This window comes from Cellulomonas sp. WB94 (assembly GCF_003115775.1).
GTDB lineage: Bacteria > Actinomycetota > Actinomycetes > Actinomycetales > Cellulomonadaceae > Cellulomonas_A.
Map to the genome: position 1 here is coordinate 84,361 of NZ_QEES01000004.1, position 13,193 is coordinate 97,553.

Annotated in this window: 12 protein-coding genes; 5 read left to right on the forward strand and 7 right to left on the reverse strand. The window is 72.0% G+C overall.

Annotation, left to right across the window (positions count from 1 at the left end; translation table 11 throughout):
- Window positions 1-17 precede the first annotated feature (17 nt).
- Window positions 18-953 (forward strand): fused MFS/spermidine synthase, encoded by a 936-nt coding sequence (locus DDP54_RS15030; RefSeq protein WP_197711458.1) that lies wholly within the window; start codon window positions 18-20, stop codon window positions 951-953.
- A gap of 48 nt (window positions 954-1,001) precedes the next feature.
- On the opposite strand, the gene DDP54_RS15035 is transcribed toward DDP54_RS15030, so the two are convergent.
- The 3 genes from DDP54_RS15035 to DDP54_RS15045 all read right to left on the reverse strand — a co-directional run bounded on the left by DDP54_RS15035 (window position 1,002) and on the right by DDP54_RS15045 (window position 3,851).
- Window positions 1,002-1,205, reverse strand: coding sequence for a cold-shock protein (locus DDP54_RS15035; protein WP_109132813.1), 204 nt, complete (start codon window positions 1,203-1,205; stop codon window positions 1,002-1,004).
- Between the two features lie 285 nt (window positions 1,206-1,490).
- Entirely contained in the window at window positions 1,491-2,786 is a 1,296-nt protein-coding gene (locus DDP54_RS15040) for an MFS transporter (protein WP_197711459.1), read from the reverse strand.
- 129 nt (window positions 2,787-2,915) lie between these two features.
- Window positions 2,916-3,851 (reverse strand): PAC2 family protein, encoded by a 936-nt coding sequence (locus DDP54_RS15045; protein WP_109132814.1) that lies wholly within the window; start codon window positions 3,849-3,851, stop codon window positions 2,916-2,918.
- A 214-nt stretch (window positions 3,852-4,065) separates the two neighbouring features.
- Here DDP54_RS15045 and DDP54_RS15050 point away from each other — a divergent pair, with 214 nt between their 5' ends.
- Complete coding sequence (locus tag DDP54_RS15050; protein ID WP_242448511.1) at window positions 4,066-6,387, forward strand: AAA family ATPase; 2,322 nt, start codon at window positions 4,066-4,068, stop codon at window positions 6,385-6,387.
- A gap of 4 nt (window positions 6,388-6,391) precedes the next feature.
- Here the strand turns inward: DDP54_RS15050 and DDP54_RS15055 are convergent, their stop codons facing one another.
- A complete protein-coding gene (locus DDP54_RS15055; RefSeq protein ID WP_146192443.1) occupies window positions 6,392-7,258 on the reverse strand; it encodes a matrixin family metalloprotease in 867 nt (288 codons plus the stop codon).
- Between the two features lie 134 nt (window positions 7,259-7,392).
- Here DDP54_RS15055 and serA point away from each other — a divergent pair, with 134 nt between their 5' ends.
- A complete protein-coding gene (gene serA, locus DDP54_RS15060) occupies window positions 7,393-8,598 on the forward strand; it encodes a phosphoglycerate dehydrogenase (RefSeq protein WP_109132817.1) in 1,206 nt (401 codons plus the stop codon).
- A 91-nt stretch (window positions 8,599-8,689) separates the two neighbouring features.
- On the opposite strand, the gene DDP54_RS15065 is transcribed toward serA, so the two are convergent.
- Entirely contained in the window at window positions 8,690-8,887 is a 198-nt protein-coding gene (locus DDP54_RS15065; RefSeq protein WP_109132818.1) for a DUF5302 domain-containing protein, read from the reverse strand.
- A gap of 87 nt (window positions 8,888-8,974) precedes the next feature.
- On the opposite strand from DDP54_RS15065, the gene DDP54_RS15070 reads away from it, so the two are divergent.
- Window positions 8,975-10,024: an aldo/keto reductase gene (locus DDP54_RS15070; protein ID WP_109132819.1), complete on the forward strand. Its 1,050-nt coding sequence runs from the start codon at window positions 8,975-8,977 to the stop codon at window positions 10,022-10,024.
- A 67-nt stretch (window positions 10,025-10,091) separates the two neighbouring features.
- Window positions 10,092-11,792 carry an AMP-binding protein gene (locus DDP54_RS15075; RefSeq protein ID WP_109132820.1) on the forward strand — a complete coding sequence of 567 codons (1,701 nt, stop codon included), beginning with the start codon at window positions 10,092-10,094 and terminating at the stop codon, window positions 11,790-11,792.
- A 54-nt stretch (window positions 11,793-11,846) separates the two neighbouring features.
- On the opposite strand, the gene nrdR is transcribed toward DDP54_RS15075, so the two are convergent.
- Together nrdR and DDP54_RS15085 are read right to left on the reverse strand one after the other, a co-directional pair.
- The gene (gene nrdR / locus DDP54_RS15080; RefSeq protein WP_109132879.1) at window positions 11,847-12,368 is read right to left on the reverse strand and encodes a transcriptional regulator NrdR; all 522 of its coding nucleotides are present in this window, start codon (window positions 12,366-12,368) and stop codon (window positions 11,847-11,849) included.
- A gap of 175 nt (window positions 12,369-12,543) precedes the next feature.
- Window positions 12,544-12,966, reverse strand: a complete 423-nt coding sequence (locus DDP54_RS15085) for a LysM peptidoglycan-binding domain-containing protein (RefSeq protein ID WP_242448512.1) — start codon at window positions 12,964-12,966, stop codon at window positions 12,544-12,546.
- Window positions 12,967-13,193 lie beyond the last annotated feature (227 nt).

The window sequence follows — 13,193 nt, forward strand, 5'->3', positions numbered from 1 at the left end:
GCCTCTACGGTAGGCAGGTGGCTGCCCGCGACCGCTCGGGGCGACGAGCCCCAGCCTCACACCGACCTCCGACATCCCCGACCTGGCCGTCGGGGCCCGTTGCCATCTCCACCGGGACCGTCGAGGTCGTCCGCGCCCCGGACGACCCGACCGGTGTGACCGTCCTGGTCAACGGCGTCCCCAGCTCGCACCTCGACCTCGTCGACCCGACCCGGCTCTCGTTCGAGTACATGCAGCAGATGGCCGCCGTGGTGGACAGGCTCATGCCGCGTGAACCACTTGCCGTCGTGCACCTCGGAGCCGCCGGCTGCGCGATGGCCCGCTATGTGCACGCGACCCGGCCGGCATCCCGTCAGATCGCGATCGAGCTCGACGCGACCCTGCCCGAGCTCGTCCGTGCGTGGTTCGACCTGCCGCGCGCGCCCGCGCTCCGGATCCGGGCCGGCGACGCGCGCAGCGAGCTCGCGACGCTGCCGGACGCCAGCGCGGACATCGTCATCCGGGACGTCTTCGCGGGCGACAGCACGCCCGAGCACGTCACGACGCTGGAGTTCACCGCCGACGTCGCGCGGGTCCTGCGGCCTGGAGGTCTCTACGTCGCGAACTGCGCCGACCGACCCCCGCTCGCCCGGGCGCGCGCGGAGACCGCGACCCTCGCGGCGGTGTTCGCCGACGTCGCCGTCATCGCCGAGCCCGGCCAGCTGCGCGGTCGTCGCTACGGCAACCTCGTCCTTGCCGGCACGAACGACCCTGCGCTGCTGCGGTCAGCCGACCTGGATCGCGCGCTGCGCTCCCTGCCTGCGCCGTCGAGGCTGCTGCGTGACGCCGACGTCGTCGCGTTCGTCGGCTCGGCACAGCCGATCCTCGACGCGGCACCGCAACCGGCTGCGGCTGCCTCTGCCGCCGCACGCAGCAAGGCCGCACCCCCGTCTGAGGATGCGGCCTTGCGCTGAGCTCATCGCGCCGAGTCAGCCGATGGCCGGCTCAGCGAGAAGCTGAGGTCAGAGTGCCTGAACCTTCTCGGCCTGCGGACCCTTGGGTCCCTGGGTGATCTCGAACTCGACCCGCTGGCCCTCGTCGAGCGACCGGTAGCCCTGCGTGTCGATGGCCGAGTAGTGGACGAAGACGTCGGGGCCGCCGCCGTCCTGGGCGATGAACCCATAGCCCTTCTCAGCGTTGAACCACTTGACAGCACCCTGTGCCATGTTCTTGTCCTTCTGTTCCAACCGGTGACGGTGACGAGCATGTGCCCGCGCCGTGCCGCAATGCCTTGTCCCACGTCCTGCACCGGGCAGACCAGCCGGAGCTGGAGATGCCCTCACCAGGAGGTCAGGGCGCCGGTCGAGCGTCAGTACGTCACTGCAACATTCGTCATCCTGCCACGCGGCCGCATTCGCGCGCCACGGTTTCTGATCACGTTTGGGTGGATGTTCGACGGCCATCTGGTCGCCGATTCGTCATCCCAGATCAGTGCGTGACGACTCGAGCGCTCAGAGCCGGACCTCGGGGTGCGCCACCCGCGTCTGGCGGCGCGACACGAGCAGCCCGGCGACTCCGACGACCCACGGCACGGCCACGACCGACAGGCCCTGGCGGTAGGCGTCGAGGTCACGCGTCGCACCCAGAGCCACGTGGTCGAGCACGACGCCGATCGCGAGCATCGTCGACAGCGCTGCGACGAAGCTGCCGGTGTTGACGAACCCCGTCGTCGCCCCCAGCCGGTGCGCGGGCGTGCAGTGCCGCGCGACGTCGAAGCCCACGAGGCTCGTCGGGCCACCGACAGCGACCGCGACGACGAAGATGGCCAGCACTGCCAGCGGTCGCGGCCCGGGCGGCACGAGGACGACGAGCCACGCGACACCGATCGCACCGGCGATGATCAGCACGGTCCGGGTGCGTCGCTCCGGATGACGCGCGGACGCCTCGCCGAGCAACGGTCCGGCGACCACGGCGGCGACCACGTTGAGCGTGAGCAGCGCGCTCGCCTCGGCGGTGCTCCGCCCCTGGCCCTCGACGAAGAACGAGAACCCCCACAGGAGCACGATCACGTTCGTGCTGAAGGCGCTGAGGAAGTGCACCCAGAACCCCAGCCAGGCACCTGGCTCGCGCGCGACGGCACGCAGTCCCACCAGGACGCCCTCGCGCGGGGTCGTGCTCGCGACGCCGGGCGCCGGTGCGCTGCGGGTGACCGCGGGGTCGGCCGGCCCGGACGCGGGCGAGTCGCGCACGACGACGACGACGAGGATGCCCGCGAGCAGTCCGACGGCCGCCAGACCTCCGAAGGCCGCGCCCCATCCGGCGCCCTGCAGCACCGCGACGAGCGGCACCGCCGCGAGCACCTGACCGAGCTGGCCGATGGACCCGGTGAGCTGCGTCATCAGGGGCACCCTGCGCTGCGGGAACCAGGCCGGGATGAGCCGGATCACGCAGACGAAGGTCATCGCGTCCCCGGCACCGATGAACATCCGGCCCAGCAGCGCCGCGGGCACGACCGTGGCGGTTGCGACGACGAGCTGGCCCACCGCCATCAGGAACGCGCCGCCCGCGATGATCCGACGCGGCCCGAGCCTGTCGAGCAGCACACCGACCGGGATCTGGAACGCGGCGTAGACGATGAGCTGGGCCACGGCGAGGCTCGCCAGCACCGAGGCGCTCACGCCGAACCTGCTGGTCGTCTCGAGACCCGCCACCCCGAGCGAGGAGCGGTGGAGCACGGCGATCGCGTAAGCCGCGACAGCGGCTCCCCAGACGATGAGGGCACGCGCTCCGGGCGGAGAAGTCGTCACGGACGACCATTGTGCTGCTCACGACGAGCCAGGACGGCGCCGGCCGCACGACGCGTGTCGTGCGGCCGGCGCCGTCCTGGCGAGTCGGGCGTGTCGCTGCGGATCAAGGTCGATCCGCAGAGAGCAACGTCACAGTCCGGGACCGTCTCCGGTCTGCTGCGCCAGGAACCGCTCGAACTCCTCGCCCAGCTCGTCCGCCGTGGGCAGCTGCGCGCTCTCGGCGAGCAAACCCGTCCGGCCGAGGTTGTGCGTGAACGCGTCGTACTGCTCCTCGAGGGCGTGGACCACGGCGGCGACCTCCTCGGAGCCGTTGACCTGGCGCTCGATCTCGAGCACGGTCTCGTTCGCTGCCTGCGTGAGGCTCGCGAGCTGCAGGTCGAGACCTGTCACGCGCTGGAGGTTCTCGAGCGCCGTGATGCTCGCCTGCGGGAACGACGACTGAGCCAGGTAGTGCGGGACATGCACCGCGAAGCCCATCGCGTCGTGCCCCGACTGACCGAGCCGGAGCTCGAGCAGTGCGCTCGCGCTCGCCGGGACCTGGACCGTGCCGAACCACGACTTGTGGTCCGAGATGAGCTCCGGCCGCGTCGCGTGCGCCGTGACCGACAGCGGGCGGGTGTGCGGGATGCCCATCGGGATCCCGTGCAGGCCGATGGTCAGCGGCACGTCGAACCGCTCGACGATCTGGCGGACGGCCGACGCGAACCTCTCCCACTGCACGTCGGGCTCGAGCCCGTGCAGCAGCAGGAACGGCACACCGGCCGCGTCGTGGATCACGTCGACGACCAGCTCGGGTTCGTCGTAGTCGCTCCACGTCGACGAGTCGAACGTCATGATCGGCCGCCTCGAGCGGTAGTCGATCAGCTGGTCGACGTCGAACGTCGCGAGCCTCGTCGCCGGGAGCTCCTCGGTCAGGTGCTCGACGGCCAGCTGCCCGGCGCTGCCTGCGTCCATGAAGCCGCGCAGCGCATGCACGAGCACCGGACCCAGTCCGCCGGCAGACCGCGTCTCGACCTCGGCCGCGACCTGCGGGTCGACGTCGTAGATGTCGTTGGGGTCCTGCATGGGTCCTCACCTCTTCCGTTGGCCGCACCCGGAGCACGCGGCCTCGATCTCGACAACACCTGGACGGGTCCAGGTCTTCCCCGACGCGCCTGCCCGGCAGAGCGGTGCTGCACACGACAGCCCTGGCGAGGCGGATAATGGACGGCCGCTCCGCGCGTGTGCACGGAGGCATCCGGTGGTCGTTCGACCACCCTGGGGGAACAGGAGCGCCGACGTGGCGGGAAGCGAGTCGGAGCTGCGCGGTGAGCAGGAGACCGTCGACAGGCTGTACCGCCGGCTCGACCAGCTCCGCGCGCAGACACGCGCACGGCTCGCCGAGGTCCGTCGCGAAGGGCCGTCCGGCTCGCCACAGAACCGCAGCGAGCGCGATGCGTTCGCGACCCTGTACGAGGACCGGATCGCTCAGCTCGAGGCGGTCGAGGACCGCCTCGCGTTCGGCCGGCTCGACCTGACCGACGGCGCGGCGCGCTACGTCGGGCGCATCGGCCTCGCCGACGAGGACCACGCCTCGATCCTCACGGACTGGCGTGCGCCCGCCGCGCAGGCCTTCTACCGCGCGACCGCGGCCCGGCCCGACGGCGTCGTGCGGCGCCGTCACCTGGTCACGCGTCGACGCTCGGTGACCGGCATCGAGGACGAGATCCTCGATCTGGACGTGCTGGCGTCGGTGGTCGAGGCCGACGGCTCCGACGCTGAGGGAGCCCGCCACGACGGGCTCACGCTCAGCGGCCTGTCCGGCGAGGGCGCGCTGCTCGCCTCCCTCGCGGCCGGTCGCACGGGCCGGATGAGCGACATCGTGGCGACCATCCAGGCCGAGCAGGACGCCATCATCCGCTCGGAGCTGCAGGGTGCGCTCGTCGTGCAGGGCGGGCCGGGCACGGGCAAGACGGCCGTCGCGCTGCACCGGGCTGCCTTCCTGCTGTACGCGCACCGGCGCATGCTCGAACGTTCGGGGGTCCTGCTCGTCGGGCCGAGCCGGACGTTCCTGCACTACATCGACCAGGTGCTGCCGTCGCTCGGCGAGACCGGCGTCGTGACGACGACCGTCGCCGAGCTCTTCCCGGGCGTGAGCCCGACGGGGGTCGAGGACGACGTGGTCGCCGAGATCAAGGGGCGCACCGTGATGGCTCAGGTCATCGCCCGTGCGGTGCGCCAGCGCCAGCGCGTCCCCGCGCAGCCGACCGAGGTGCGCATCGACGGCACGACCATCGTCGTCACGCCGTCGGACGTCTCCGCGGCGATCGCCCGTGCACGGCGCGGCAACCGTCCGCACAACCAGGCCCGCGTCGCGTTCGTCCGCGACATGCTGGCGCGGCTCGCTGAGCAGTACGTGGCGCAGCTGGGGTGGCCGGTCGCCCCCGACGAGCGGGGCGAGATCCTCGAGGAGCTCCGCTCGACGCGGGAGATCCGGATCGCGCTCAACCTCGCGTGGATGCCGCTGACCGCGCAGGGCCTCGTCACCGACCTGCTCACGAAGCCGCACCGCCTCGCGGCGGCCTCCCCCGAGCTGTCGGCCCGGGACCGCACGCTCCTGCAGCGGTCCCCCGACGCGCCGTGGACCGCGGCCGACGTCCCGCTGCTCGACGAGGCCGCCGAGCTGCTCGGGGACGACAACCAGGCGGCGCGGGCACGGGAGAAGGCAGACGCCGCACGTCGTGTCGCCGAGGTCGACTACGCCCGCCGGGTGCTGGAGTCGAACGGCGGCGACGGCCTCGTCTCCGCGGAGCTTCTGGCTGACCGCTTCGCGGGTTCGGGGCCGTCCCTGACGACCGCCGAGCGGGCTGCGGCCGACCGGAGCTGGACCTATGGTCACGTCGTCGTCGACGAGGCCCAGGAGCTGTCCGCGATGGCGTGGCGTGCGCTCCTGCGGCGGGTGCCCACCAGGTCGATGACGATCGTCGGCGACGTCGCCCAGACGTCGTCGAGCGCCGGCGCCCACTCGTGGCGCGGCACCCTCGAGCCGGTGCTGCGCTCGTCGTGGCGCCTCGCGGAGCTCACGGTCAACTACCGCACGCCCGCTGCGGTCGCCGACGCCGCCCAGCGGGTCGCCGCCGAGGCCGGGCTCCCGGTGAGCCGGCTGACCTCGGCCCGCGACGTCGTGGGCGCGCTGACGTTCGACCGCGCCGCGCCAGGGTCGCTCGCGACGGCCGCGGTGGACCAGGTGCGGTCGCTCCTCGCCGAGGTGCCCGACGACGCCGGCGCGGGGCGTGTGGCCGTGATCGGACCGCGCCGCCTGCTCGACGACGTCCGTGCGGCGCTGCGTGACGCCGGCCTCGAGGCGGTGCTGCGTGCGCCCGGCTCGACCTCGTCGTCGAGGGCGACCGACCTCGACGCGCCCGTCTCCCTGCTGACCCCGCGCGAGAGCAAGGGCCTCGAGTTCGACGCCGTCGTGCTGCTCGAGCCCGCCGACGTCCTGGCGACCACCGCGGGCGACCTCTACGTCGCGATGACCCGACCGACCCGGGCGCTGCGCGTCGTGCACGAGCGAGATCTTCCGGTCGGGCTCGACGGCGCCGCGGAGCGGCCCGGGTCCTGAGTGCTCAGACGCCGTCGCACGGCACCTGGCCGACGAGCGCCAGCCCGGCACGGTCGCCCGGACCGAGCTCCGTGAGCGGACCCATCGTCGGCGCCATGAGCTCTCCCGCGTCGGCCACGTGGTCGAGACCGACGACGTGCGCGACCTCGTGCACGACGACGGCACGAGCCCGCGCATACCCGTCGGGGCTGGCGAGGATCGTCGTGAGGTCGGGGGCATCGAGCAGCACCCGCCCGCCGGCCAGGAACTCACCCGGTCCGGTCGCCGCCGGGACGACGGACGCACCGCCCAGCCCGGCCGTCGGTCCCGCCAGCTCGGGATACGTGCCCTCGTCCGACCAGCCGAAAAGCACCGGCGCCCAGCCGTCCCCGTAGCGGGCCTGCACCAACGGACGGTCGAGCACGGGCTCTTCGCTCGTGTACCCGGCGTCGACGAAGGCGAGACCGGTCGCGGCCGAGATCGTCGCGACCGCCTCGGCGATCAGCTGGTCGCCCGCGGCGGGTGCGCCGTCGGGCCGGACCACGTAGCGGATGGGGCGGCAGGGGTCGAAGCCGATGGGAGCGCCCGACGCCGTGACGTCGAGGAATGCGTACGACCCGCTCGTCGCGACCACGACGCCCGGCAGGACGCGCACGGCGTCCTTCGCCGGCACGGGGACCGCAACGAGCCGACCCTCGACCGAGATGAACGTCGGTGGCCGAGGGACCGGAAGCCATTCCGGCAGCGCGCCCCGGGACCACGCGAGGCACAGCAGGGCCGCGACCAGGCCCACCGCCAGGATCGGGTTCAGCCCGGCCCTGGTCGCAGCCGCACCGCCGCGCCTCTCGATGCGCTCGGCCTGCCGTCGGTAGCGGCGCATCGACAAGGTCACGCCGCAGTGTCGCAACCGAGCCGCCGTTGGCGCGCCATGCTTCCGGGTGAACCTGTGTGGGCGGCAGCCCGACCGCCCCCAGCACCTGTCCGAGGGACGGGACCGGCTTGGTCTGCCGACCACAAGGGCGCACGATGTCTCCCGTGCGCGCACTCCTCCTCGAGAACCTCCACCCCGACGCCGTGACGAACCTTGAGCAGGCCGGCTACGAGGTGATCACCCGCACCGGCGCCCTCGACGAGGACGAGCTCATCGACGCCCTGCAGGGGGTCGCCCTCCTCGGCATCCGGTCCAAGACGACCGTGACCGCTCGCGCGATCGAGAGCTCGCCGGACCTGGTCGCGATCGGTGCGTTCTGCATCGGCACCAACCAGATCGACCTCGCCTCGGCCGCCCACCACGGGGTCGCGGTGTTCAACGCGCCGTTCTCCAACACGCGATCGGTCGTCGAGATCACGATCGCCGAGATCATCGCCCTCACGCGACGGCTCACGGAGTTCGACCGGTCGATGCACGAGGGTGTCTGGAACAAGTCGGCGATCGGCGCGCACGAGGTGCGCGGCCGGACGCTCGGGATCATCGGGTACGGCAACATCGGCACGCAGCTGTCGGTGCTCGCCGAGAACCTCGGCATGTCGGTCATCTTCTACGACACCGCCGAGAAGCTCGCGCTCGGCAACGCGCGCCGGGCCTCGACCATGGACGAGCTGCTCGAGTCGGCCGACATCGTCACGCTGCACGTCGACGGTCGCCCTGGAAACGCCGGGATGTTCGGAGGCAAGCAGATCGCGCGGATGCGACCGGGGGCGATCCTGCTCAACCTGTCCCGCGGCTTCGTCGTCGACCCGGCGTCCCTCCGGGAGGCGATCGTCTCGCAGCACCTGAGCGGTGCGGCGATCGACGTCTTCCCCGTCGAGCCCAAGCGCAAGGGCGACCCGTTCGAGTCCGAGCTGCGCGGCCTGCCCAACGTCATCCTCACACCGCACACGGGCGGCTCGACCGAGGAGGCGCAGGAGGCGATCGGCAACTTCGTGTCCCACAAGATGCGGGACTACCTCCGGACGGGCACGACGACCCTCAGCGTCAACCTGCCGAACCTCGCGCTCGACCAGGCGCCCGGCGTGCACCGCCTGGCCTACCTGCACCGGAACACGCCCGGCGTCCTGGCCGCCGTCAACGCGACGCTCGCCAAGCACGGCGTGAACATCGAGGGGCAGCTGCTGGCGACGCGTGGCGAGATCGGCTACGTCGTGACGGACGCCGGCGCACCGGTCGAGCAGGCTGTCGTCGAGGCGCTGCGGGCGCGACCCGAGTCGGTCCGACTGCGTCTGCTGTCGTAGGCCGCACCCGGTCCGGCAGACGACACGATCACGACATGACGACGGCGGCCAGAGGAGACATCTCCCTCGGCCGCCGTCGTCGTCGAGCCGGTCAGGCGGAGCCGGACTTGCGCCGGAACTGCCGCTGCACCGGTCCCGTCGTCTCAGCGCTGTGCACCGAGCCCGTGTTCTTCGAGCCGTCGGCCGTCCGGTGCCCCGCCGCCTTCTTGCGGTCGAGCGCCTCCCGGAACTTCGCCTTCGCGTCCTCGGTCGCCGTCGGTGCGCTCGGCGTGTCGTCCTGCTGCGCCATCGCGGTGCCTCCTCGTCGTCGTCAAGCCCTTGACGGGCGCTGCGCGGGGTTGTCCACCGCGCCGCATGCCCAGCGTACGGTCGTGTGATGCACGTCGCCGACCCGCAGCGCCACGCCCGGCTCCCGACCCGTCGTGCAGGACGGTCCGGGCTCGCGCTCGGGGTGGCCACGCTGGGCCTGTGGCAGAACTTCGGAGCGGCGCGACCCTTCGCCGAGCAGCGCGAGCTCGTGCTGCGCGCGATCGACCTCGGGATCACGCACCTCGACCTCGCCAACAACTACGGCCCCCCGGCGGGTGCCGCTGAGGAGAGCGTCGGGCGGCTCCTTGCGCGCGATCTGGCCCCCTACCGGGACGAGCTCGTGATCGCCACCAAGGCCGGGTACCGCGCGTGGCCCGGCCCGTACGGCGAGCACGGCTCGCGCAAGTACCTGCTCGCCTCCCTCGACCGCTCGCTCGCCCGGTTGGGGCTCGACCACGTCGACGTGTTCTACAGCCACCGCTACGACCCGAAGACGCCTCTCGAGGAGACGCTCGGCGCGCTGACGACGGCGCTGGACTCGGGGCGCGCACGCTACGTCGGGGTGTCGTCGTACTCGGCCGTGCGCACGGCGCAGGCGGCCGAGCTCGCGCAGTCGATGGGCCTCGAGCTCACCCTCCACCAGCCGTCGTACTCGATGCTGAACCGCTGGGTCGAGCACCCCGACGCCGCCGCCGACGGACGATCGCTGCTCGACGTCGCCGCCGACGTGGGGCTCGGCGTCGTGGCGTTCTCGCCGCTCGCCCAGGGCATGCTCACGGGCCGCTACCTCGACGGGGTGCCGCCGGACTCGCGCGCCGCGCGTGGTGGACCGCTGCGTCCGGAGTACCTCAGCGCCGACAACCTCGCACACGTCCGGGGGCTCGCCGAGGTGGCTGCCGGACGCGGGCAGAGCCTCGCGCAGCTCGCGATCGCGTGGGTCCTGCGTGACCCGCGGGTCACGTCAGTCGTCCTGGGACCGCGGACGACAGCGCAGCTCGAGGACAGCCTGCGCGCGATCAGCGGGCCCCCGATCACCCCCGACGAGCTCGCCGCGATCGAGCGCCATGCCGTCGATGCGGGCGTCAACCTCTGGGGCCCCCGGTCGAGCGAGCTGTAGCCGTCGCGGGCGATCTCACCCGACCTACTGTGCAGTAACTTACGGGCCCGTAGGTTAGGCTTGAGCCGTGACTCTGACGTCCGACCGGCCCTGGCTCGCCTCCTACGCCGACGGCGTGCCCGCCGTGATCGAGGTGCCCGACGAACCCCTGACCGCCGGGCTCAGCCGCACCGTGGAGCGTCACCCTGATCGGGTCGCCCTCGTGTTCGAGGGCAGGACGACGACCTACCGAGAGCTCGCACGCGAGATCGAGCGCGCCGCTGGTGCCCTGCACGGTCTCGGAGTCCGAGCGGGCGACCGGGTCGCGATCGCCCTGCCGAACTGCCACACGCACGTCGTCGCATTCTGGGCCATCCTGCGACTGGGCGCCGTCGTGGTGGAGCACAACCCCACGTACGCAGCCGCCGAGCTCGAGCACCAGCTCGCGGACTCCGGCGCCGTCGTCGCGATCTGCTGGGAACCGACCGCGGCCCGCGTCGTCGAGGTGCAGGCACGCACCGCCGTCCGCACGGTGCTCGCCGTCGACCTCACGCGCGACCTCCCGGCGATCAAGCGCTTCGCGCTCTCCCTCCCGGTCGCCAAGGCGCGCACGCTGCGCTCCGAGCTGCGCGGCGACCCGGGGCCGACGGCCCTCGACTGGCGTCGTGTCGTCGCGCGCGCCACGCCGCTGCCACCGAACCATCCCCAGGCCGTCGCCGACGACATCGCTCTCATCCAGTACACCGGCGGCACGACCGGCACCCCCAAGGGCGCCGTCGTCACCCACCGGTCGCTCGTCGCCAACGTGCTCCAGAGCAACGCCTGGGCCCAGCTCCGCGACGGCGAGGAGACGACCTTCGGGGCGCTGCCGTTCTTCCACGCGTTCGGACTCACCCTCTGCCTGCTCTACGCGGCCCACATGGGCGCCACGCTCATCGCCTTCGGCAAGTTCGACCCTGAGGCGATCCTCAAGGCGCAGCGACGACGGCCCGCCACGTTCATGCCCGGCGTCGCTCCGATGTTCGACCGCCTGGCGCGCCTCGCCGAGGAGCGCCACGCCGACCTCAGCTCGATCCGGATCGCCTTCGCGGGTGCCATGCCGATCTCCAAGGAAGCGGCCGACCGCTGGGAGCGACTCACCGGCGGTCTGCTCATCGAGGGCTACGGCATGACCGAGACCTCGCCGATCGCGCTGGGCAACCCGTGCTCGGCCGACCGCCGCCCGGGCTCGCTCGGCCTGCCCTGGCCCAGCACCGACATCCGCATCGTCGACCAGGACGACCCGTCCAAGGACGCGCCCGTGGGCGAGCGCGGTGAGCTGCTCATCCGTGGCCCGCAGGTCTTCCAGGGTTACTGGAACCGGCCCGAGGACACCGCCGACCAGCTGCTTCCCGGCGGCTGGCTCCGCACCGGCGACGTCGTGACCATGGACGACTCCGGCTTCGTGACCCTGGTGGACAGGATCAAGGAGATGATCGTGACCGGCGGCTACAAGGTGTACCCGTCTCAGGTCGAGGACCAGCTGCGCGCGATGCCCGGCGTCGCTGACGTCGCAGTCGTCGGCGTGCCCCACGGTGACATGGGCGAGACGGTCGTGGCCGCGGTCGTCCTGGACGAGGGATCCGCCGGGCTCGATCTCGCCGCCGTGCGCGCGTGGTGCGAGAGCCGCGTCGCCCGCTACGCGTTGCCGCGACAGCTCGTCATCGTGCCCGACCTGCCTCGATCGCAGATCGGCAAGGTCATGCGCCGGGTCGTCCGCGAGCAGGTGCTGACCAGCTCAGCCGTCTGACGCTCAGCCTTCTGACTCGCAAGCCGTCAGACTCGCAGCCGGAGTCGGTTCGACTCAGCTGCCGTCCGTCGAGGTCACTGCGTCGCTCGTCGTGTCGCGGTCGCCCGCGCCCGCCTCCGCCGCAGCGACCTCGTGCTCGGCGCGCAGCACGGTGATGGCCGCCTCGAAGTCCTCGAGCGAGCTGAAGGCCTGGTAGACGCTCGCAAATCGAAGGTAGGCGACCTCGTCGAGCTCACGAAGCGGCCCGAGGATCGTCAGTCCGATCTCGTAGGCGTCAAGCTCGGCGCTGCCGCTCGAGCGGATCGTCTCCTCGACGCGCTGAGCGAGGAGGGCCAGGTCGTCCTCGCTCACCGGACGTCCCTGGCATGCCTTGCGGACGCCGTTGACGATCTTTTCGCGGCTGAACGGCTCGGTCGCGCCCGAGCGCTTCACGACCGACAGGCTGGCGGTCTCCACCGTGGTGAACCGTCGGTTGCAGGCGGGGCACTGACGCCGACGACGGATCGACGATCCGTCGTCCGATGTCCGAGAGTCGACGACGCGTGAATCAGCGTGTCGACAGAAGGGACAGTGCACGGACTCCTCCTCGCCAGGTGCGAACGGCACCCGGCGGGTGCCGGACGGCGACCGGTTCACGATCGTCGGGCACATCAGCGAACCGACCCGACTCCTGCGACGAAAGTAAGCCTTGCGCGTGCGAACAGCAAACACCGCACGACGTTGACCATCATGCGGGGGCGACCGCTGCGGGTCAGCGGTGCGCCGGCAGCACCAGGTGCTGCCCCGCGGTCAGCTCCGCTCGCGGCAGACCGTTGAGGTCCTGGAGCTCGACGATGACGTCGCGCACGTCCTCCCCGGGGACCGCGACGTCTGCCGCGATGCGCCACAACGTGTCACCCGGCTGCACGGTGTACCCGACGACCTCGAGCGCCTGCGTGGGACCAGCCGCAACGGCCTGACCACCGACGATCCCCGTGCCGACGGCGACGGCCGACGCGACAACCGCGAGGACCCACCGCCCTCGCCGCGTCAGGCGCAGTTCGCCGGTGTGGCCTGCGCGCGCAGCAGTGGCCGGTGCGCCACCGCGGACCCGGCGAGCTGCAGGGATGCGCGCGCCCGACGGCCACCGCAGCGCGCTGCCGAGGTCGAGGTTGTCCATCGCCATCGCGCTCATGAGTGCCGCCTTCCGATTCCGCAAGTTCGAACGTGTGTACGTCGAACGCTTGTACGATGTCTACCACGAGCCACCCGCCGGCGTCGAGACACGCTCGAACAGGTGTTTGATCCGGTCGCGTCGCTGACCTAGGCTGGCGACGCAGGACAAGGTCACCACGAGCCACTGACACGCAGTCCGTGTGGGGCGTTCGGGGGTCGACCGGGGCGTACGACCAGGGCGCACAG